Genomic DNA, 18,072 nt, shown 5'->3' on the forward strand with positions numbered 1-18,072 from the left:
CCGGTCCGGTGCCTCAGGTCGCGCAGGTCAGCGGTAGTTGACGTGCACGTGGTCGAAGTGGTTCGCGGTGACGCCGCCGCGGTTCTCCATGGAGACCCAGGAGCCGTTGGCGGAGCTGAGCATCCGCTGCTCCCAGATGAGGTACTCCACACCGAGCTCGGCCCAGTGGTCGCGGTGGTACTGCACGATCGCGTCGCCCAGCGAGGCGTTGGTGAGCACCATGTAGTCCAGCGCGTTGCCCGAGGGGTGGCCATCGGGGTCGGTGGCGCTGGGGCGGGTGCCACCGAGGGTGATGCTCCCGGCGCCGGGCACGTTGCTCACGACGGCGTCGGCGGCCGCCTGGACCCGGGAGGAGACCGGTCCGGAGCTGTTGCTGATCCGCGCGACCGAGCTCACCGCGGTGGACGACGACGACGAGGACGCGGACGAGGACGAGGACGCGGACGACGACGCCGCGGCGGCCTCGGACGCGGCGGCCTCGGCGGCTGCCGCTGCCTCCGCGGCTGCGGCGGCAGCGGCCGCCTCGGCCTCGGCAGCTGCGGCGGCCTCGGCGGCCTGCGCGTCCAGCACCGCCTGGTCGGCGGCGGCCTGCACCTGGGCAGCGGCGGCCTGGGCGTCCTGGCGGGACGCGCGGCTGGCGGCCATGTCCTGCAGCGGCGCGAGGTCCAGCGAGTCCAGCTCCGGGGCGTCGGCGGTCAGGCCGAGCTGCTGGGCCACGCTCGAGGTGGCCGAGGAGTCAGCGGAGGCGACCTCGGGGACCGGGCCACCGCCGAAGAGACCGTGCACCACGACGCTGCCGACCGCGGCGACCCCGAGGTAGAGCGCCGGGCGGCGGGACCGCGACGGCGGGCGCCGGCGGGCGGACCGGGGTGCGGGCGACTCGGCGGGCACGTCGGACGACGGGGCGCTGCGGGGCATGAGGGAGGGGACTCCGGGAGGGGGTGCTGGCGCGGTGGCGGCAGCCGCCCCGTCGAGGGGCGACGCGCGGGTCCCGGCCACGCTAACGTCGGCCCCGGCGGGTGGCAATGCTCCGGTGACGATTCCCACGGGCGGCGGGGACCCCGCGACGGCGTCGTCCCCCGGGGTCGGCTGGGCGTCCTCGGGGTCCACGCGCTGATCAGACACCCGTGGGTAGCGTGCGGGCGGTGACCACGCCGGACGACGGTGCACTGATCTCCTTCGCGACCCCGGCGGGGGTGTTCCTGGGCCGCCCCGACGGCGACGTCGTGCGCGCGACGGGCATCCGGTACGCCCGGGCCGAGCGCTTCCGGCCCCCGGTGGCCGAGCCGCCGGCCACCCGCCCGGTACGCGCGACCCGGCTCTCCCCGGCCTGCCCGCAGAACCCGACCCCGCTGCTGGACGACGTGCTGGTGGACCCGATGGGCGAGCTGACCGTCGACGAGGACTGCCTGCGGCTCTCGGTGACCGTGCCCGCCGGGGTCGCCGCCGGTGCGGACCTGCCGGTGCTGGTGTTCCTGCACGGCGGGTCCTACCGGGCCGGCGCCGGGGACTCCCCCGTCTTCGACCCCCGCGCGCTGGTCAGCGAGCAGCGGGTCGTCGTGGTGGCGGTGACCTACCGGCTGGGACTCCTGGGCTACCTGGGCGACGGCGCGGCACGGGAGGCCAACCTGGGTCTGCTGGACCAGGTCGAGGCGCTGCGCTGGGTGCAGCGGGCCATCGCCGGCTTCGGCGGCGACCCGGGCGCGGTGACGGTGTTCGGCCAGTCCGCCGGTGGGGACGCCGTCGCCCACCTGATGGTCGCCGAGGGCGCCCGTGGGCTCTTCCACCGGGCGGTGGTGCAGAGCGCCCCGCTGGGCATCTCCCGCGGCCGGGCCCGGATGTCGGCGGCGATGAACGAGGCGGCGGGGCAGCTGACCGCGCGGACCCCGCTGGCGACGGTGCTGGCCACCGAACGCCGGGTGGAGGCCGCGGCCGGCCGGTTCGGGCTGCTCGCGGCCATGCCGTTCGGCACGCAGTACGGCGCGGCACCGCTGCCCGCCGAGGACGAGCTGGACGACGCCTGGCGGGCGGCGGCCCCCGACGTCGACCTGCTGATCGGTGCGACGTCGCGGGAGGTGGCCCTCTTCCTGCCCGGTCTGGAGCGGACACCGGCCGCGCGGCTGGTGGCGGTGCTGCGGGCGCCGGTGGTCGGTGGGCTGCTGACCCGCGCGGTGGTGGGACTGGCGGGCTGGTGGGTCTACGGCCGGGCGGTGCGCTCGTTCTCCCGCCGGCACGTGGCCGGCGGCGGCCGGGCCGCCACCTACCGGCTGTCCTGGGGGGCGCCGGACAGCGTGTACCGCGGGGCCCACACGATCGACCTGCCGCTGCTGTTCACCGACGAGGCCTCGTGGCGGGGGGCGCCGCTGATCGAGGGCGCGGACTGGTCGGAGGTGGAGCGCCGCGGGCGGCAGCTGCGCCGGGTGTGGGCCGACTTCGCCCGCACCGGCACGGTCACCCCGCAGGACGTGCCGGGCTTCCTGCGCACCCGCCGGGTCAGGCCGAGAGCTGCAGGAGCCGGTCGCGCAGCGGCCGCCGCCCGGGCGCACCGGCCGGCGTCGGGGTGAGCAGCGCGCGCCGGCCGTCGGTGACCTCGACCCAGGTGTCGGCGGTCCAGAGCGCGGCCAGCCGGCGGGCGTCGTCCCGGGCGGCCGGGGAGCAGCCGGCCGACAGGGTCTGGACCAGTGCGGTCTCGGCGCGGTCGCGCATCTCCAGCTCGGTGGAGCGCAGCGTGCGGTCCTCGGCGAGCTCCCGCAGCACGATGTCCTTGCCCGGGGAGGCCATCACACGCAGGTGCGCGCCGACCATCGCGTCCACGGCGGCAGCGACGTCGTCCAGGCACACCCCGTGGCCGGGGTCGGCGGCCGCCCGCAGCTCGGGCAGCACCACCTGGGCCAGACGCAGCCAGGAGCAGCGACCCTCGAAGAAGAGGTCCTGCTTGGCCGGGAAGTGGTTGAAGACCGTCTGGACCGCGACGTCGGCCTCGACGGCGATCTGGGTGACCGGGGTGGCCGCGAAGCCGTGCAGCTCGAAGAGCTGGTGGGCGGTGGCCAGGATGGTGGTGCGGGTGTTCCCGCGCTTGCGTTCCCGGCGTCCCGGTCCCGAGGTGGCTGTGCTGGTCACCGGTGGTCTCCCGGACTGTCGGCAGCGGGTGGGCCCCCACGCTAACGACCGGACTGGTGCCGGTGTCGGGGCCGCACTGTCGTGTCGGGCACGTCGCGCCCGCACTAGCGTGTCGGTATGACGACCGGACCGACACGTGCACGGACCTACTCGTGGGGCGACCCGAGCGAGTCCGCCGGGGCCGTGCAGACCAGCGCGGGCATCGACGTGCTGCGGGCCATCGCCGACGGGTCGCTGCCCGGTGCGCCGATCGGCGCCACGATCGGGATGGGCATCGAGTCCGTCGAGGAGGGGCGGGTGGTCTTCACCCTGGACCCCGCCGAGCACCACTACAACCCGATCGGCTCGGTGCACGGGGGTGTCTTCGCGACCCTGTTGGACTCCGCCTGCGGCTGCGCGGTCCACTCCCTGCTGCCCGCCGGGGTCGGCTACACCAGCCTGGACCTGACGGTGAAGTTCCTGCGTGCCATGACCGCGGACACCGGACCGGTGCGCTGCACGGGCACGGTCACCCACCTGGGCGGGCGGACGGCGCTGGCCGAGGCCCGCCTGGTCGACGGCCGGGACCGACTGCTGGCGACGGCGACCAGCTCGATCCTGGTCCTGCGCCCCGCCTGACCGGACCGGTCGACGGGACGCGCGCTCACCAGAGCGGGTGCTCGGAGGCGACCGCGGGCCAGCGGCGCTCGAGGGCGGCGAAGTCGGGGTGGTCGCGGTGCGGGGCGGCCAGCAGGCACAGCACCCGGCCCAGCTCGTCGAGCCGGGCCCGCGCCGTCGAGGTCCCGCCGTCCAGGCGCAGCCAGGTCTCGGCAACCTCCTGACGGGCCCGGGCGTGGGCGATCTCCCGGACGACCGGGCCACCGTCGGCGAGTTCGGCGCGGACGACGTCCTCACGGCTGCGGTCGAGCACGAAGCGGGCGAGGACGGCGAGCGCGGAGCTGCCGGCAGCTGGCTCGGCGTCGTCCTGCTCGACGGGGTGGCGGTGTGCGACCGGCTGGGGCCGGGTCGTCGTCAGGTCCGTCACGGCGTACCTCCACGGTTCAACGGGGACGTTGAGTTGTGCACAACGGTATCAGATGCGGAACCATTCCGCCCGCCCCGATCGGGCCCTGCGGCACCCGCCGGTCGCCGTACGCTCCGGCCGTGGACACCGACGGACAGCCCGACCACGCCCGGGGCACGCTGCCCTCCGGCCAGGCCTGGCAGAGCTGGACCCCGCCGCAGACGACCGGGGTCGACGGGGTGGTCGCGCTGGTGCACGGGGTGCACGAGCACGGCGGCCGGTACGCCCACGTGGCCCGCCGGCTGGCCGCCGACGGCTGGGCGACGTTCGCCGTCGACCACCCCGGACACGGCCGCTCCCCCGGCTCCCGCGGCACGATCGGCTCGATGGCCGCCACCGTCGAGGGCGTCCGGCAGCTGGTCGCGCTGGCCGGTGCTGCACACCCCGACGTCCCGGTCTTCGTCTACGGGCACAGCCTGGGCGGGCTCGTCGCCCTGCAGTACCTGACCGGTTCGCCGGACCCCCGGGTGCGGGGCGCGGTGGTGTCGGCCGCGGCGCTGGACACCAGCACCGCCACCGGACTGCAACGCCTGGTGGCCCCCGTGCTGTCCCGGTTCCTGCCCGACCTCCCGGTGCTCGCCCTGGACCCCACCACGATCAGCCGCGACCCCGCCGTCGTCGCCGACTACGAGGCCGACCCGCTCAACCACCACGGCAGGATGACCGCCCGCACCGGCGCCGAGACGATGGCGACGGCCGCCGCGATGCCCGCGCGGCTGCGCACCCTGACCCTGCCGCTGCTGGTGCTGCACGGCGGTGCGGACGCGCTGATGCCGGTGTCGGTGACCGAGCTGCTGCGCCGCGAGGTCGCCTCCCCCGACCTCACGGTCACGGTCTACGAGGGGCTCGCCCACGAGCCGCACAACGAACCCGAGAAGGACCGCGTGCTCGACGACGTCGCCGGTTGGTTGGCCGCCCACCGCGGGTGACCCCCGGGGCGGTGGGTATCCGGCCGGCACCCGACCCCAGGAGCCGCTCGTGCCCGACCCCCACTCCCCACCGCCCACGGTCGGGGTCCTGGCCAAGGACCCGTGGCGGGTCGACGGTCCGCTTCGTGCAGGCCCCGGCCGACGTCGGCCGGGTGCGCACCGACCCCGCCGGCTGGGCCCGGCACCTGCTCGGCGGCCGGTTCACCGACGTCGAGACCGGGGTGGCTGTCAGCGAGCGGTCCACCGTGCTGCCCGGCTCCCGGGGGACGACGGCCGAGCGGCTGGACGCCGCAGCGCTCCGGGTGTTCCTGCACCGGTCGGGCTGGGCGCCGGACCTGACCGTCGTCCAGCTGCCCTGGGAGTGGCGCGGCACCCAGGGGTCGCCCGGCCGGGTGGTCTTCGACTGCACCGACGACTGGTCGCGGCTGCTGCCGCACGCCCGTGGCCTGCCCGACCAGCTGCGGCGGATCGCCGACGAGGCCGACGAGGTGGTGGTGGTCGACCCGGTGCTGGCCCCGCTGTTCCCCGGACGCCGTCCGGCGGTGGTGCCCAACGGCACCGACGAGGCCCTGCTGACGGCTCCGCGGCGGAGGCAGCGCCGACCGTCGACGATGGTCTACGTCGGCACGATCGCCGAGCGGTTCGACGTCGAGGTGGTGCGCGGGGTGCTGCACCGGTTGCCGGGCTGGACACTGGAGCTGTACGGGCAGCTGGCCTTCCCCGACCGCGCCCGGGCCGCTGCCGAGCGGTTCGCCGCCCTGCTGCGCGAGTTCCCCGGCCGGTGCACCCACCACGGCCTGCTGCCCCGGTCGGGGCTGGCCGACGTGCTGGACGCAGCCACCGTGGCCCTGGTGCCCGACGTCCCCGAGCGGACGCTGGGGCAGTCCTCGATGAAGGCCCACGACCACGCCGCCCGCGGCCTGTCCACGGTCGCCACCACCGGGCACCACGAGGAGGCCGGCGAGGTGGCACCGCACACCCGCGTGGTCACCGGCGCCGGAGAGGCGGCCGACGCCGTGCTGGCCGCGGCGACGGAGCCGGGGGCCTGGGCCGACGCACGCCGGGACTGGGCGGCCCACCGCACCTGGTCACACCGGACCGACGCCTGGCTGGCGGCCGCCTGGCCGGCCGGGGTCAGGGCAGCTGACCGGTGAAGACCAGGGTCTCGGCGATGGTCCGCAGCTTGGTGTTCGTGCGCTGGGAGGCGTGCGTGAGCATCGTGAACGCGTCCTCGGGCGTGACCTTGTGCCGCTCCATCAGCACGCCCTTGGCCTGCTCGATGACCGCGCGGGAGGCCATCGCCGTGCGCATCTGCTCGGCGGTGTCGACCGCCCGGGCCATCGCGTCGGCGTTGGCGACGGCGATCGCGACGAAGGCGGCGACCTCCTCGGCGACCGCGACGTCCTCGTCGCTGAAGGCCTTGCGGGTGGTCGCGTAGTTGTTCAGCCCGCCGATGGTCGCGCCCTGGAAGGGCAGCGGGACCGACAGCGAGGACAGCGCGCCGCGCTCGGCGGCCTGCCGGGCGTAGTCGGGCCAGCGGTCGTCGGTGGACATGTCGTGGACGACGAGGGTGAGGCCGGCGCGGGCGGCGTCCATGCAGGGGCCGTACCCGCGCTGGTACTGCAGCTCGTCGGCGTCGGAGGCCAGTTGGCCGCTGTAGTTGACGGTGAACGGGTCACCCCCGCGCATCAGGGTGATCGAGGTGGCCTCGGTGTGCGGGATGGCCGACCGGGCGATCTCGGTGACGCGGCTCAGCGACTGCGCCAGCGGGACGTCGCCGAGGGAGACGGAGGCCAGGGACTCGGACAGCGCGGACACCGGTCCATGGTGACCTGCCCGGGCGGGGGTCCGCCACCGGCGTTTGTCGTGGACCGGGGACGGGCAGCCTCGGGGTGGTCGAGCCCGGGCCGCACGCACGACCCCCGGACGAGGTGCCCCGTGACCACCACCACCCGACCCGCACTGCCCTCCATCGCCGACCGTCCCGAGTCCGATCTCGGCGGACCGGCCAGCGTGCTGGTCCGCCAGCGCACCGACCACGTGGAGCTGGACCGGCTGCTGCACGAGCTCGACGGCAGCACCGGCACCGGGCAACGGCGCGTGCTCCGGGCGATCGACCGGCTGGTCTTCAGCCACGCCTTCGCCGAGGAGGTCGTGCTGTGGCCGGTGCTGCGCCGGACGCTGCCCGACGGCGAGGAGCTGACCACCCAGGTCGAGCAGGAGCACCAGGAGGTCAACGACCTGGTCGCCCGCCTGGAGACCCTCGGCGACGACGACCCGGAGCGCGCCCGGGTGCTGGACCGGCTGACCACCGTGCTCCGCGAGGACGTCCGGGACGAGGAGGACGAGCTCTTCCCGCGGCTGCGCGAGCGGTTGGACGACGCGGCCCTGGTGCGGCTGGGCCGGGCGTGGGAACTGGCCCGTCGGGTGTCCCCCACCCGCGCGCACCCGACGGTGTCCCGCCGTCCCCCGGGCAACGCGCTGTCCGGCCTGCCGCTGTCGGTGCTGGACCGCGGCCGGGACCGACTGGACGCCTTCGTGGAGGACTGCACCGACGGCCGCGGTGAGGACTGGGCGGCCCGGGGTGGGCGCGCCCTGTCCGGGGTGCTGGCCCGGGTGGCCGGCCTGGTCGAGCGCACCCCGCCGGCCCGGCACGGCGACACGGCGGCCACCCACCGCTGACCCCCGCGGGCCCCGGTGTCGGTGACACCGGGGCCCGCGGCTCAGACGGCGCGGAGAGCGGCGAGGAGGTCCTCGCGGCGGTCGGGGGCGCCCCCGTGCTGGCGGCTGAGCAGGGTCACGGCGACCGCGTAGGAGTCCTCCCCGATCCAGCCGCGGCCGGCCGCGCACAGCTCCTGGATCCGGGCCAGCACCTTCGGTTCGCGGCTGTAGACGCCGAGCTCGTGCACCTCGGGGACGACGTCGAGGACCCGGTAGCCCAGCGCCTCCGCGGTGGCCAGCGTGGTCACGGGGTCGGCGTAGCCGGCCATCGCGATGACCAGGTGCGGCGCGAGCGCGCCGAGCAGCCGCAGGACGAGGTCGTTGCCGTGCGGGCCGCCCCACAGCTCGGGCATCAGCAGGTCGCCGTCGGGGGCGGGCAGGTAGGGCGGGTTGGACACGACGGTGCGCGGCGCCCCGGGCTCGCCGAGGCCGGCGAGGTCGAAGAAGTCGCCGTGCTCGACGGTGTAGCGGTCCGAGACGCCGGCGGCGGCGGTGTTCTCCCGGGCGCGGGCGACCGAGGTGGCGCTGATGTCGATGCCGCGGACCCGCAGGTCGGGCAGCCCGGCGACGACCTCGGCGATCGCGGCGGCGTCCCCGGTGCCCAGCTCCAGCACGCCCGCGGCGTCCCAGCGGAGCAGGTCGCGGTGGCGGCGCAGCAGGGTGTCGACGCCGGCGGCGAAGTGCTGGGACTCGGGAGGGCAGAGGAAGAAGTCGGTGGCGGGTGGCGACAACGGCATCCCGGGGTCTCCTGGGTGTCGAGCGGGAGGACCGACCGGGGCTGGATCGGTGGTGTCCCGGTACCACCGGCGAGAGGGTCTCAACCCCGGGTGTGCGGCCGCCGACGGCCGGTAGGGGGGGTCCGCCTGGGCGTGCTGGCAGGCTGGCCGGCATGCCAGCCCCGTTGCCAGCCCGCCTGCTCGACGCCGTCCTGGACCGGCTGGTGGTGCCCGGCTACAGCCGGCTGGGACCCGCCGTGCGCCGGCGGTGGTGGCCGGCCGACCCCGCGCCCGGGTCGATGACCGGCACGCGGGTGCTGGTCACCGGTGCCACCTCGGGCATCGGCGAGGCCATGGCCGGGGCGTTCCTGGCCCTCGGGGCCACCGTGCACGTGCTGGGCCGCAACCGGTCCAAGACCGAGGACCTGGTGGCCCAGCTGCACCGCGACCACCCCGGCGCCGAGGTGGTCGCCGAGGTCTGCGACGTCGGGGACCTGGACGCCGTCCGGGCCTGGGCGGCGGGGTTCACCGAGCGGGTCGACGCGCTGCACGGGCTGGTACACAACGCCGGCGCGCTGCCGCCGGAGCGCTCGGAGACCGCACAGGGCCACGAGTTGACCTACGCCGTCCACGTGCTGGGCCCGCACCTGATGACCAGGCTGCTGGCGGACACCCTGGTCGACCACGCGGCGAGCGTCGTGTGGATGTCCTCGGGCGGGATGTACGGCGCCACGCTGCGGGACGACGACCTGGAGTTCCGCACCGGGGAGTACAGCGGCGTGCGGGCCTACGCCCGGACCAAGCGGATGCAGGTGGTGCTGGCAGCCGAGTGGGCCCGCCGGCTGGCCCCGCGCGGCATCCGGGTGACCTCCACCCACCCCGGGTGGGTGGCCACGGCCGGGGTGACGGCGTCCATCCCCGGGTTCGGGAAGGCGATGCGCCCGCTGCTGCGCACGGCCGCCGACGGCGCTGACACCACCGTCTGGCTGGTGGCGACCCGGCCGGTCTCGACCGGTGAGCACTTCTGGCACGACCGGGCACAGCGCCCCTCCACCCTGGGCTGGGAGCGCGGTCAGGACCCGGCGGCGGTGCAGCGGTTCCTGGCTGCGGTCGCCGGGGCGACCGGCTGATCAGGCCGTCTCGGCCCGGGCCACCTCCACGTGCGGACGGCGCTGCCAGGTGGCCCACTCGCCGCTGATCTCCCCCGCGGTGCGCAGCAGCGCGGGCAGGTGCTCGCCCAGCAGCGTCTGGGTGGTGGTCTCCGCGGCGTGCACGGTGACGTTGGCCGCCGCGCGCACGGCGCCGGTCCCGTCCCGCACGGGGACGGCGACCGACCGGACGCCGGGGGCGAGCTCCTCGTCGGCCAGCGCCCACCCGCGGGCCCGGACCTCGGCCAGCTCGTCGTGCAGCTGCTCGGTGGTCCGGCCGATGTAGGGCGGCAGGCCCGACCGGCTGGGCTCGGCCAGCGTGCTGGCCAGCTCGTCGGGGGCGAGGCCCGCCAGCAGCACCTTGCCCTGGGAGGTCTGCGCCGCCGGGAAGCGGGTGCCGATCTCCACGCGCAGGGTGATCAGCTTGGGCACCGCGACCCGGGCGACGTAGACGATGTCGGCCCCGTCGAGCTGGGCCATCGAGGAGGACTCCCCGGTGCGGGCGACCAGGGACTCCAGGTGCGGGCGGGCGATGTCCCACAGGCCGAGGGCGCCCACGTAGGCCATGCCCAGGGTGAGCACCTTGGGCGTGAGCCGGAACAGCCCGTCGTCCGAGCGCACGAAGCCGAGCTCCTCCAGGGTCAGCAGCAGCCGACGGGCGGTGGGCCGGGCCAGCTCCGCCGCGGCGGCCACCTCGCTCAGCGACATCGCCGGCCGCTCGCTGCCGAAGCAGGTCAGCACGTCCAGCCCGCGCGCCAGCGCCTCGACGAAGTCCGGCCCGGTCCCCCGCCCGGCCATCAGCCGTCGCCGAACAGGCTGCCCCGCGCCTCGTGCGTGGCGTCGGACTTGTAGTCGGTGTACGTGTACGGGTTGTCCAGCACGTCGCCGCCCTCGGGCAGGGCGGGGTTCATCCCGGCCTGCCAGGTCTCCTCGCCCATGGTCGAGCGCAGGTGCTCGACGGTCTGGTCCACCGAGTGCCGGACGGCGGCCAGGTCGGCGTCGACCAGGCGGTGTCCGCTCTTCACGACCCGGCCGTCGACGACGACGGTGTGCACGTCGCCGCGCTGGGCCTGGAAGGCCACGTGGCCGTAGGGGTTGAGCAGCGGGAAGGACACCGGCGAGTGCTCGTTCCTGATCAGCACGACATCGGCCTTCTTGCCCGGCTCCAGCGAGCCCAGGTCGTCGCGGCCCAGCGCCTTCGCCCCGCCACGGGTGGCCCAGTCGACGACCTGCTCGGCGCGCAGCGAGACGTTGGTGACCGTGTTCCCCTCGGCGTGCGCCTCCAGGTGCTCGCGCGACCGGTCGGCGCCCAGCGTCGTGCGCATGGCGGAGAAGAGGTCGGCCGACCACCAGACACTGGTGTCCATCGACAGCGACACCGGGATGTCGTGGTGGCGGACCTGCCAGGTGGGCGGGTAGCCCTGCCCGGCGCTCTGCTCGGACTCGGTGGACACCGACACCGACCCGCCGGTGGCGGCGATCCGGTGGTAGCTGTCGGTGGACAGCGAGGCGGCGTGCACGTAGACCGTCTCCGGCGTCATGAAGCCGCCGTCGTGCATGAGGGCGATGCTGGCGTCGCTGGTCGCGCCCCACACCCCGGCGTGCGTGGTGACCGGCAGGCCGAGCTCGCGGGCGACCTCGAAGGCCGCCTTCTCCGGGAACGCCGGGTCACCGGTGACGTCGAAGGCCAGCTGGAGCCCGAGCCGGCCCTCGTCGCGGCGGCGGGTGAGGAAGGCCTGCACAGCCGGGTCGGCGGTCCACTCCCAGGGGCCGGCCTGGATGTTGCCGTAGGCCAGCACGAACCGGCCGGGGACGGCGAGCAGCGCGTCGGCGGCGGCCTCGGCGTGGTCGACGGTCTGCAGCCCGTGGCTCCAGTCGACGGTTGTGGTGACGCCGGCCTCCAGGCCCTCCCACGCGGACAGCGTGTTGCCGGCGTGCACGTCCTGCGGGCGGAAGTGCTTGCCGTGTTCGAGGTAGTACCAGACGAAGTACTGGGTCAGGGTCCAGTCGGCGCCGTAGCCGCGCATCGCGGTCTGCCACATGTGCCGGTGGGTGTCGATCATCCCGGGCATCACGATGCCGCCGGTCGCGTCGATCTCATGGGTGCCCTCGGGCACGTCCAGCGCGGTGCCGACGGCGGCGATCCGGTCACCGACGACGAGCACGTCGCCGTCGGTGAGCACGGTGTGCGCGTCGTCCATGGTCAGCACGGTGCCGCCGCGGAAGACCATCGGGCGGCCGGGTTCTGGGGTGGACATCGTCGTCGCCTCCTGGGCAGCCGGCGCGGTGCGCGGACGACTGTCCGCTGGACGGTCACGCGTCCGGCAGGTGCACTGTGGGCGTGACGCGGACCACCTGTCAAGAGCTCGTGCTCGCGGTTGACACCGCGACCTCGGGGTGGTGAGACTGCGGTGCCGGTCACACCGGACAGGTGTCCGCAACAGCCGAGGAGTGCCCGACCGATGACCGACCCCTCCCCCACCGGCCCGCTGGCCGGCCTGCTGGTCGCGGACTTCTCCCGCATCCTCGCCGGCCCCTACGCGACCATGCTGCTGGCCGACCTGGGCGCCGAGGTGGTCAAGGTCGAGGGCCCCTCCGGCGACGACACCCGCACCTGGGCCCCGCCGGTCCGCGACGTCGACGGCCAGGACGTCGCCACGTACTACCTGGGCGTCAACCGCAACAAGCGGTCGGTCGCCCTGGACCTGAAGGACGCCGACGACGTCGCCGCCGCCCAGGAGCTGGCCCGCCGCGCCGACGTCGTCGTGGAGAACTTCAAGCCCGGCGGGCTGGCCCGCTTCGGCCTGGACTACGCCACCGTGTCGGCCACCAACCCGCGGGTCGTCTACGCCTCGATCTCCGGCTTCGGCAGCGGCCCGGGCGGTGCCGCGCTCCCCGGCTACGACCTGATCGTGCAGGCCATCTCCGGGCTGATGTCGCTCACCGGGCCCACCGACGGCGAGCCCTACCGCGCCGGCGTGGCCGTGTTCGACGTGATGGCCGGACTGCACGCCACCATCGGCGTGCTGTCCGCGCTGAACCTGCGGCACGAGACCGGCGTCGGCCAGCACGTCGAGGTCAACCTGCTGGCCTCCGCGCTGTCCGGGATGGTCAACCAGACCTCGGCCGCCGTCGCCGGGGAGACCGTGCCCTTCCGGATGGGCAACAGCCACCCCAGCCTGTTCCCCTACGAGCCGCTGCAGTGCGCCGACGGCGAGCTGATCATCACCGCCGGCAACAACGGCCAGTTCCGCAAGCTCGTCGAGGTGCTCGGCGTCCCCGAGCTCGCCGACGACCCGCGCTTCGCCCGCAACGAGGACCGCACCGCCCACCGCGACGAGCTGCGCCCGCTGCTGGTGGAGCAGCTGTCCCGCAAGGGCAAGCAGGAGTGGTTCCGCGAGATCATCGCCGCCGGGGTGCCGTGCGGGCCGATCAACACCGTGGACGCCGGCGTCGCGTTCGCCGAGGAGGTCGGGCTGGACCCCGTCGTCCACGTCGGCGGGGTGCCCTCGATCCGCAACCCGATCACCTTCTCGGCCACCGCGGCGTCCTACCGGCTGCCCCCGCCCGGCCTGGACGAGCACGGCGACGAGATCCGCGCCTGGCTGGCCACCCGATGACCGAGCCCCGCCGCTACGAGACCGCGCTGGGTGCCTCCACCCGGGAGACCATCACCCTGCTGGGCACCGACCTGGCCCGCGACGTCATGGGCACCGTCGGGTTCGGCGAGCTGGCCTTCTGGCTGGCCACCCAGCGCCGTCCCAGCCCCGGTGAGACCCGGGTGTTCGAGTCGGTGCTGGCCGCGCTGGCCGACCACGGGTTCACCCCGACGGCGATCGTCACCCGGCTGACCTACCTGTCCGCGCCGGACTCCGTGCAGGGCGCGCTGGCCGCCGGGCTGCTGGGCGGCGGCTCGCGGTTCCTCGGCGTCACCGAGGACTGCGGCCGCTTCCTGGACGACGTCCTGCGGGCCCAGGACGAGCTCCCCACCGACGACGCCGGCTGGGACGCCCTGGCCCTGGCCACCGTGCAGCGCGAGCGGGAGGCCAGGCGCTTCGTGCCGGGCCTGGGTCACCACGTCCACAAGGACGGCGACCCGCGCACCCCCCGGCTGATGCAGATCGCCGCCGAGGAGGACCTGCTCGGCCCCCACCTGTCGCTGTTCGCCGCCATCGGCCGGGTGCACCCGCAGGTGCTCGGGAAGACGCTGCCGCTCAACGGGGCCGGCGTCTGCGGCGCCGCGCTGGCCGACCTCGGGCTGCCGCTGGAGCTGCTGCGCGGGTTCGCGCTGCTGGCCCGCACCGCCGGGCTGATCGGTCAGCTGGCCGAGGAGCTGCGGCACCCGGTCGCCAACGACGTCTTCCTCTCGGTGGACCTCAACAACCGCTCCGTCCCCCCAGACCCCTACGGAGGCCCCCGTGGCTGAGCTCGTGGCGGTGGTCGCGTCCACGCACCACCCCTTCTACTACCGCACCTCGACGATGCCCGAGGCCGAGCGGCCGCCGTTCGCCGCGGAGTGGATCGCCAAGATCGAGGCCTTCCGGGAGACGCTCACCGCGGCCCGGCCCGACGTGCTGGTGATGGTCGGCAGCGACCACTTCCACCAGCTGTGGCTGGACAACATGCCGCAGTTCCTGGTGGGCAAGGCCCCGTTCTTCGACGCCAACTTCCACAACGAGGAGCGCGAGTTCGGGCTGCCCAAGATGCGGCTGCGCGGCCAGGAGGACCTCGCCGCGCACCTGCTGCGCGACGGGCTGGACCGCGACTTCGACCTGGCGTTCTCCAACGAGCTGCGGATCGACCACAGCATCACCTGCCCGATCATCACGCTGCGGCCCGAGGCCGACCTGCCGATCGTGCCGGTCTACACCAACATCTTCGCCCCGCCGCTCCCGCAGCCGCGCCGGTTCGTCGCCCTGGGCGGGGCGATCCGGGAGATGGTGGAGTCCTGGGCGTCCGACCTGCGGGTCGCCGTCATCGGCACCGGGCACCTGTCCCTGGAGCTCGGCGGCCCCCGCCAGTTCGGGCCCACCGGCCCGGACCCGGTGTTCGACCGGCGGGCGGTGGACTGGATCGCCAACGGGGACGTCGCCGGCTGCCTGGCCGAGGTGTCGCTGGAGTCGCTGCACGCCCCGGGCAACGCCACCCACGGGTTCATGGACTTCATGCTGATGATGGGCGTGGCCGGCGAGGGCGCGAAGGCCGACTTCGTGGAGACGGTCGACCTGTTCCACACCATGGAGGCCTACTTCACCTGGTACCCGGGAGGGGACCCCCGATGAGCAAGTACCTGATCGACAAGTTCCTCTTCTCCGTCGACCGCGACCCGGAGCTGACCGAGCGGTACCGCACCGACCCGGTCGAGCTGGTCGAGTGGTGGGAGCGGGAGCTGGCCGGCTCGCTGCTCAACTGCATCCCGCACGAGAAGACCACCTGGCTGGCCTTCGACGACGACGAGCGGCGGGCGCTGCGCGAGCACGACCACGTGGCGCTGTTCGAGATGGGCGCGCACCCCTTCCTCACCCTCACGCTCTTCATCGCGCTCTTCGAGCGCGACCACGGCCCGATGGAGTACCAGCTGGCCTACGCCCGGGCGATGGACCACGTCACCCAGCCCTACCCGGACATCTCCACGTAGGCCCCACCGAGTGGGTGGTCAGCGGCCTGGTGGGGTGCCGCCGGGGCCGCCGCCGGCCTCCGTGGTGGTGTCGACGCCGACGTCCATGGTGACCGCGTAGCCCTCGGCCACCGAGCCGGTGACGGTCGGGGTCTGCAGGTCGGCGCCGTCGGAGAACACGCCGTCGGTGGCCAGGCTGACCCGGGCCAGGTTGGCCACCGACGCCTCGTAGCCCTCGGTGGCGTAGACGGTCTCGCAGACGTCCTGCGGCAGGGCGATCTGGGAGGTGGCGACGACGGTGGCGGCGTCGCTGATCGAGGCCCCGTCGGGGTAGACCTCGAAGTGCACGTGCGGCCACCGCCCGTCGTAGCAGGCCGGCCAGACGGTGGTGAAGGTGACGACGCCGTCGGCGTCGGCGACCTGGACGCCGCGCAGGTAGTTCTGGTCGGTGATGCCGTCGGAGTAGAGGGAGTAGCCGCCCTCCCGGGTGCAGTGCCAGACGTAGACCGCGGCGCCCTCGTAGGCCCCGCCAGCGGCGAGGTCCTGCACGGTGAGCGTGAGGGTCACCGGGACGCCCTCGGCGGTGCCGGTGAGGTCGCCGAAGCTGGTGGTGAGGTCGCTGCGGACGATGCCGCTCTGGCTGAGGACGTCGGGTCCGTTCGACCCGTCGCCCGGGTAGGGCCCGGCGGTCTCCTCGGGGATCTCCCCCGCCGCGGTCTCCGCCGACGCCGACGCCGTCGAGCTGCTGGTCGAGGCACCGCACGCCGCCAGACCCACGGTGGCGGCGCCGATGCCCAGGAAGCCGAGCACCCGGCGCCGGCTGAGCAGCGTGTCCAGGTCGAAGCGGAGTCCCTGGTCGACGACCTCGTCGTCGGGGCGGGCCAGCGGGCGGCCCTCGTAGGCCGTGTCGGTGCTCATGTCGTCTCCCCGGGTGGTGGGCGCGGACCCGGCCGGGTCCCGCGGTGTCGTGGACGACGGTGCGGGGAGACGCTCGGTGGGTGGCGTGCGTCCGCTGTGCGTCCCCCGTGAGCGGCAGACCGTCGGACCCCTCGGCGACACTGGCCGGGTGCTGCGCTCCGTCGTCCTCGTCCGCCGAGGGGACGACGTGGAGGCCCACGAGGACGGCACGGTCACCCGGCTGGGGCGGGAGGACCTGCCGGCCTGGGTTGCCGCCCGCGAGCCCGGGCACCCCCGCTGGGTCTGGGACGACGCCACCCGCTGGTACCCCGGTCTGCTGGCCGCCGGGGTGCGGGTGGAGCGGTGCACCGACCTGCGGTTGTGCCACGGCGTGCTGCGCCGCTCCGCGCACGTGGACCAGACGCTGCTGGCCGGGGCGGACACCGACGGCTGGGACGCCCTGTCCCCGGTGACCGCCGACGAGCCGGCGCTGTTCGCGTTGGCCGACCCGGCCGACCGGCTGGACCCGATCGCCGAGCTGGCCCGGCAGCAGGCCGCACTGGCGGCGAGCCCGGAGCGGCGCCGGCTGGGTCTGCTGCTGGCCGCGGAGTCTGCGGGTGCCCTGGTGGCGGCGGAGATGCAGCACGCCGGGATGCCGTGGCGGGCCGACGTGCACGACCGGCTGCTGCGGGACCTGCTGGGTCCGCGCCCGGTCGCCGGGCAGCGCCCGGCGGTGCTGGAGCGGCTGCTGCCGGAGATCCGGGCGGCGTTCGGGCAACCGGCGATGAACCCGGACTCCCCCACCGACCTGCTGGCCTCGTTGCGCGCCGCGGGTCTGGAGGTGACCGACACCCGGTCCTGGACGTTGCGGGAGATCGAGCACCCCGGTGTCGAGCCGCTGCTGCGCTACAAGAAGCTGCTGCGGCTGATGCACGCCAACGGCTGGTCGTGGCTGGACGCCTGGGTGCGGGACGGCCGGTTCCGGCCGGTGTTCCTGCCCGCCGGCGTGGTCACCGGCCGGTGGGCCTCGCAGGGCGGGGGTGCGCTCAGTGCGCCGGTGCAGCTGCGCCCGGCGGCGGTCGCCGACGAGGGCTGGCGGTTCGTGGTCGCCGACGTCGCGCAGCTGGAGCCGCGGGTGCTGGCCGGGATGAGCCGGGACGCCGCGATGGCCGAGGCCGCCCGGGCCCGAGACCTCTACCAGGGCATGGTCGACAGCGGCGCTGTGGAGACCCGTACCCAGGCCAAGCTCGGCATCCTGGGTGCCATGTACGGCGGCACCCGCGGGGAGAGCGGGGCCATGCTGCCGCGGCTGACCCGCCGCTACCCGGCCGCAGTGGGGTTGGTGGAGCAGGCCGCCCGGGCCGGTGAGCGCGGCGAGGTGGTGTCGACGCTGCTGGGCCGGGGTTCACCCCGTCCGGGCCCGTGGTCCCGGGGGGACGCCGACGACCCGGCGACCGGGCGTGCGGCGGACTCCCGGCGGCGGGCCTGGGGCCGGTTCACCCGGAACTTCGTCGTGCAGGGCACCGGTGCCGAGTGGGCGTCGTGCTGGCTGGCCGACCTGCGCAACCGGCTGTGGCGGCTGGGCGATGGCCTGCTGACCGACCGCCCGCACCTGGTCTTCTTCCTGCACGACGAGGTCGTGGTGCACACCCCGGCCGCGCTGGCCGACGACGTTGCCGAGGTGGTGCGGGCCGCCGCGGTGGAGGCGGGCCGGCTGCTGTTCGGATCGTTCCCGGTGGACTTCCCGCTCGACGTCGCGGTGGTCCGCTCGTGGGCCGACGCGGACGCCCCCCTCGACCCGGCAGCGGAGGACGGGAACCTGCCGGCAGAGGTCCCGGACACCGACGTCCGGGCCGACTGA

General features: G+C 75.0%; 19 protein-coding genes. 11 read left to right on the plus strand and 8 right to left on the minus strand.

Annotated elements, in window-relative coordinates; genetic code table 11:
- Positions 1-27: 27 nt before the first annotated feature.
- Positions 28-918, minus strand: coding sequence for a VldE C-terminal domain-containing protein (locus AC0IVP_RS05030; protein WP_471755010.1), 891 nt, complete (start codon positions 916-918; stop codon positions 28-30).
- Positions 919-1,145: 227 nt separating this feature from the next.
- Here AC0IVP_RS05030 and AC0IVP_RS05035 point away from each other — a divergent pair, with 227 nt between their 5' ends.
- Positions 1,146-2,564 (plus strand): carboxylesterase family protein, encoded by a 1,419-nt coding sequence (locus AC0IVP_RS05035; RefSeq protein WP_200939110.1) that lies wholly within the window; start codon positions 1,146-1,148, stop codon positions 2,562-2,564.
- Here AC0IVP_RS05035 and AC0IVP_RS05040 read toward each other — a convergent pair.
- On the minus strand, positions 2,494-3,120 hold the full coding sequence (locus AC0IVP_RS05040) for a TetR/AcrR family transcriptional regulator (protein ID WP_056298840.1): 627 nt from the start codon (positions 3,118-3,120) through the stop codon (positions 2,494-2,496). The genes AC0IVP_RS05035 and AC0IVP_RS05040 overlap by 71 nt on opposite strands.
- A gap of 117 nt (positions 3,121-3,237) precedes the next feature.
- Here AC0IVP_RS05040 and AC0IVP_RS05045 point away from each other — a divergent pair, with 117 nt between their 5' ends.
- Positions 3,238-3,738 carry a PaaI family thioesterase gene (locus AC0IVP_RS05045; RefSeq protein WP_056298843.1) on the plus strand — a complete coding sequence of 167 codons (501 nt, stop codon included), beginning with the start codon at positions 3,238-3,240 and terminating at the stop codon, positions 3,736-3,738.
- Between the two features lie 25 nt (positions 3,739-3,763).
- Here AC0IVP_RS05045 and AC0IVP_RS05050 read toward each other — a convergent pair whose 3' ends face one another.
- Positions 3,764-4,144 (minus strand): hypothetical protein, encoded by a 381-nt coding sequence (locus AC0IVP_RS05050; RefSeq protein ID WP_471755012.1) that lies wholly within the window; start codon positions 4,142-4,144, stop codon positions 3,764-3,766.
- A gap of 119 nt (positions 4,145-4,263) precedes the next feature.
- On the opposite strand from AC0IVP_RS05050, the gene AC0IVP_RS05055 reads away from it, so the two are divergent.
- A complete protein-coding gene (locus tag AC0IVP_RS05055) occupies positions 4,264-5,112 on the plus strand; it encodes an alpha/beta hydrolase (RefSeq protein WP_471755014.1) in 849 nt (282 codons plus the stop codon).
- Positions 5,113-5,237: 125 nt separating this feature from the next.
- Positions 5,238-6,266 (plus strand): hypothetical protein, encoded by a 1,029-nt coding sequence (locus tag AC0IVP_RS05060; RefSeq protein WP_471755016.1) that lies wholly within the window; start codon positions 5,238-5,240, stop codon positions 6,264-6,266.
- On the opposite strand, the gene AC0IVP_RS05065 is transcribed toward AC0IVP_RS05060, so the two are convergent.
- Complete coding sequence (locus tag AC0IVP_RS05065; protein ID WP_471755018.1) at positions 6,247-6,930, minus strand: GAF and ANTAR domain-containing protein; 684 nt, start codon at positions 6,928-6,930, stop codon at positions 6,247-6,249. The genes AC0IVP_RS05060 and AC0IVP_RS05065 overlap by 20 nt on opposite strands.
- 120 nt (positions 6,931-7,050) lie before the next feature.
- Between AC0IVP_RS05065 and AC0IVP_RS05070 the strand changes: the two genes are divergently transcribed.
- Entirely contained in the window at positions 7,051-7,794 is a 744-nt protein-coding gene (locus AC0IVP_RS05070) for a hemerythrin domain-containing protein (protein WP_471755020.1), read from the plus strand.
- A gap of 41 nt (positions 7,795-7,835) precedes the next feature.
- Here AC0IVP_RS05070 and AC0IVP_RS05075 read toward each other — a convergent pair whose 3' ends face one another.
- Entirely contained in the window at positions 7,836-8,570 is a 735-nt protein-coding gene (locus tag AC0IVP_RS05075) for a methyltransferase domain-containing protein (protein ID WP_471755022.1), read from the minus strand.
- A gap of 152 nt (positions 8,571-8,722) precedes the next feature.
- Here AC0IVP_RS05075 and AC0IVP_RS05080 point away from each other — a divergent pair, with 152 nt between their 5' ends.
- The gene (locus tag AC0IVP_RS05080; protein WP_471755024.1) at positions 8,723-9,679 is read left to right on the plus strand and encodes an SDR family NAD(P)-dependent oxidoreductase; all 957 of its coding nucleotides are present in this window, start codon (positions 8,723-8,725) and stop codon (positions 9,677-9,679) included.
- Here the strand turns inward: AC0IVP_RS05080 and AC0IVP_RS05085 are convergent, their stop codons facing one another.
- Both AC0IVP_RS05085 and AC0IVP_RS05090 read right to left on the minus strand, forming a co-directional pair.
- Positions 9,680-10,495: an IclR family transcriptional regulator domain-containing protein gene (locus tag AC0IVP_RS05085; protein ID WP_471755026.1), complete on the minus strand. Its 816-nt coding sequence runs from the start codon at positions 10,493-10,495 to the stop codon at positions 9,680-9,682.
- A complete protein-coding gene (locus tag AC0IVP_RS05090; protein WP_471755028.1) occupies positions 10,495-11,955 on the minus strand; it encodes an amidohydrolase family protein in 1,461 nt (486 codons plus the stop codon). The genes AC0IVP_RS05085 and AC0IVP_RS05090 overlap by 1 nt, the downstream gene beginning before the upstream one ends.
- A 204-nt stretch (positions 11,956-12,159) precedes the next feature.
- Here AC0IVP_RS05090 and AC0IVP_RS05095 point away from each other — a divergent pair, with 204 nt between their 5' ends.
- The 4 genes from AC0IVP_RS05095 to AC0IVP_RS05110 are packed head-to-tail and all read left to right on the plus strand — an operon-like array spanning position 12,160 to position 15,335.
- Positions 12,160-13,317 (plus strand): CaiB/BaiF CoA transferase family protein, encoded by a 1,158-nt coding sequence (locus AC0IVP_RS05095; RefSeq protein WP_056298870.1) that lies wholly within the window; start codon positions 12,160-12,162, stop codon positions 13,315-13,317.
- Positions 13,314-14,123, plus strand: coding sequence for a citryl-CoA lyase (locus AC0IVP_RS05100; protein WP_471755030.1), 810 nt, complete (start codon positions 13,314-13,316; stop codon positions 14,121-14,123). The genes AC0IVP_RS05095 and AC0IVP_RS05100 overlap by 4 nt, the downstream gene beginning before the upstream one ends.
- The gene (locus AC0IVP_RS05105; RefSeq protein WP_471755032.1) at positions 14,116-14,979 is read left to right on the plus strand and encodes a DODA-type extradiol aromatic ring-opening family dioxygenase; all 864 of its coding nucleotides are present in this window, start codon (positions 14,116-14,118) and stop codon (positions 14,977-14,979) included. The genes AC0IVP_RS05100 and AC0IVP_RS05105 overlap by 8 nt, the downstream gene beginning before the upstream one ends.
- Positions 14,976-15,335 (plus strand): hypothetical protein, encoded by a 360-nt coding sequence (locus AC0IVP_RS05110; RefSeq protein WP_056298881.1) that lies wholly within the window; start codon positions 14,976-14,978, stop codon positions 15,333-15,335. The genes AC0IVP_RS05105 and AC0IVP_RS05110 overlap by 4 nt, the downstream gene beginning before the upstream one ends.
- 18 nt (positions 15,336-15,353) lie before the next feature.
- Here AC0IVP_RS05110 and AC0IVP_RS05115 read toward each other — a convergent pair whose 3' ends face one another.
- Positions 15,354-16,232, minus strand: coding sequence for a dioxygenase family protein (locus AC0IVP_RS05115; protein WP_471755034.1), 879 nt, complete (start codon positions 16,230-16,232; stop codon positions 15,354-15,356).
- A gap of 148 nt (positions 16,233-16,380) precedes the next feature.
- On the opposite strand from AC0IVP_RS05115, the gene AC0IVP_RS05120 reads away from it, so the two are divergent.
- A complete protein-coding gene (locus AC0IVP_RS05120) occupies positions 16,381-18,072 on the plus strand; it encodes a bifunctional 3'-5' exonuclease/DNA polymerase (protein WP_471755036.1) in 1,692 nt (563 codons plus the stop codon).

The sequence above is a fragment of the Klenkia sp. AC732 genome, from assembly GCF_979256525.1.

Coding starts and splice junctions, on each gene's coding strand:
- AC0IVP_RS05080 (WP_471755024.1), top strand. CDS start 8,723: ATGCCAGCCCCGTTGCCAGCCCGCCTGCTCGACGCCGTCCTGGACCGG.
- AC0IVP_RS05030 (WP_471755010.1), bottom strand. CDS start 918: ATGCCCCGCAGCGCCCCGTCGTCCGACGTGCCCGCCGAGTCGCCCGCA.
- AC0IVP_RS05045 (WP_056298843.1), top strand. CDS start 3,238: ATGACGACCGGACCGACACGTGCACGGACCTACTCGTGGGGCGACCCG.
- AC0IVP_RS05115 (WP_471755034.1), bottom strand. CDS start 16,232: ATGAGCACCGACACGGCCTACGAGGGCCGCCCGCTGGCCCGCCCCGAC.
- AC0IVP_RS05075 (WP_471755022.1), bottom strand. CDS start 8,570: ATGCCGTTGTCGCCACCCGCCACCGACTTCTTCCTCTGCCCTCCCGAG.
- AC0IVP_RS05100 (WP_471755030.1), top strand. CDS start 13,314: ATGACCGAGCCCCGCCGCTACGAGACCGCGCTGGGTGCCTCCACCCGG.
- AC0IVP_RS05085 (WP_471755026.1), bottom strand. CDS start 10,495: ATGGCCGGGCGGGGGACCGGGCCGGACTTCGTCGAGGCGCTGGCGCGC.
- AC0IVP_RS05110 (WP_056298881.1), top strand. CDS start 14,976: ATGAGCAAGTACCTGATCGACAAGTTCCTCTTCTCCGTCGACCGCGAC.
- AC0IVP_RS05090 (WP_471755028.1), bottom strand. CDS start 11,955: ATGTCCACCCCAGAACCCGGCCGCCCGATGGTCTTCCGCGGCGGCACC.
- AC0IVP_RS05095 (WP_056298870.1), top strand. CDS start 12,160: ATGACCGACCCCTCCCCCACCGGCCCGCTGGCCGGCCTGCTGGTCGCG.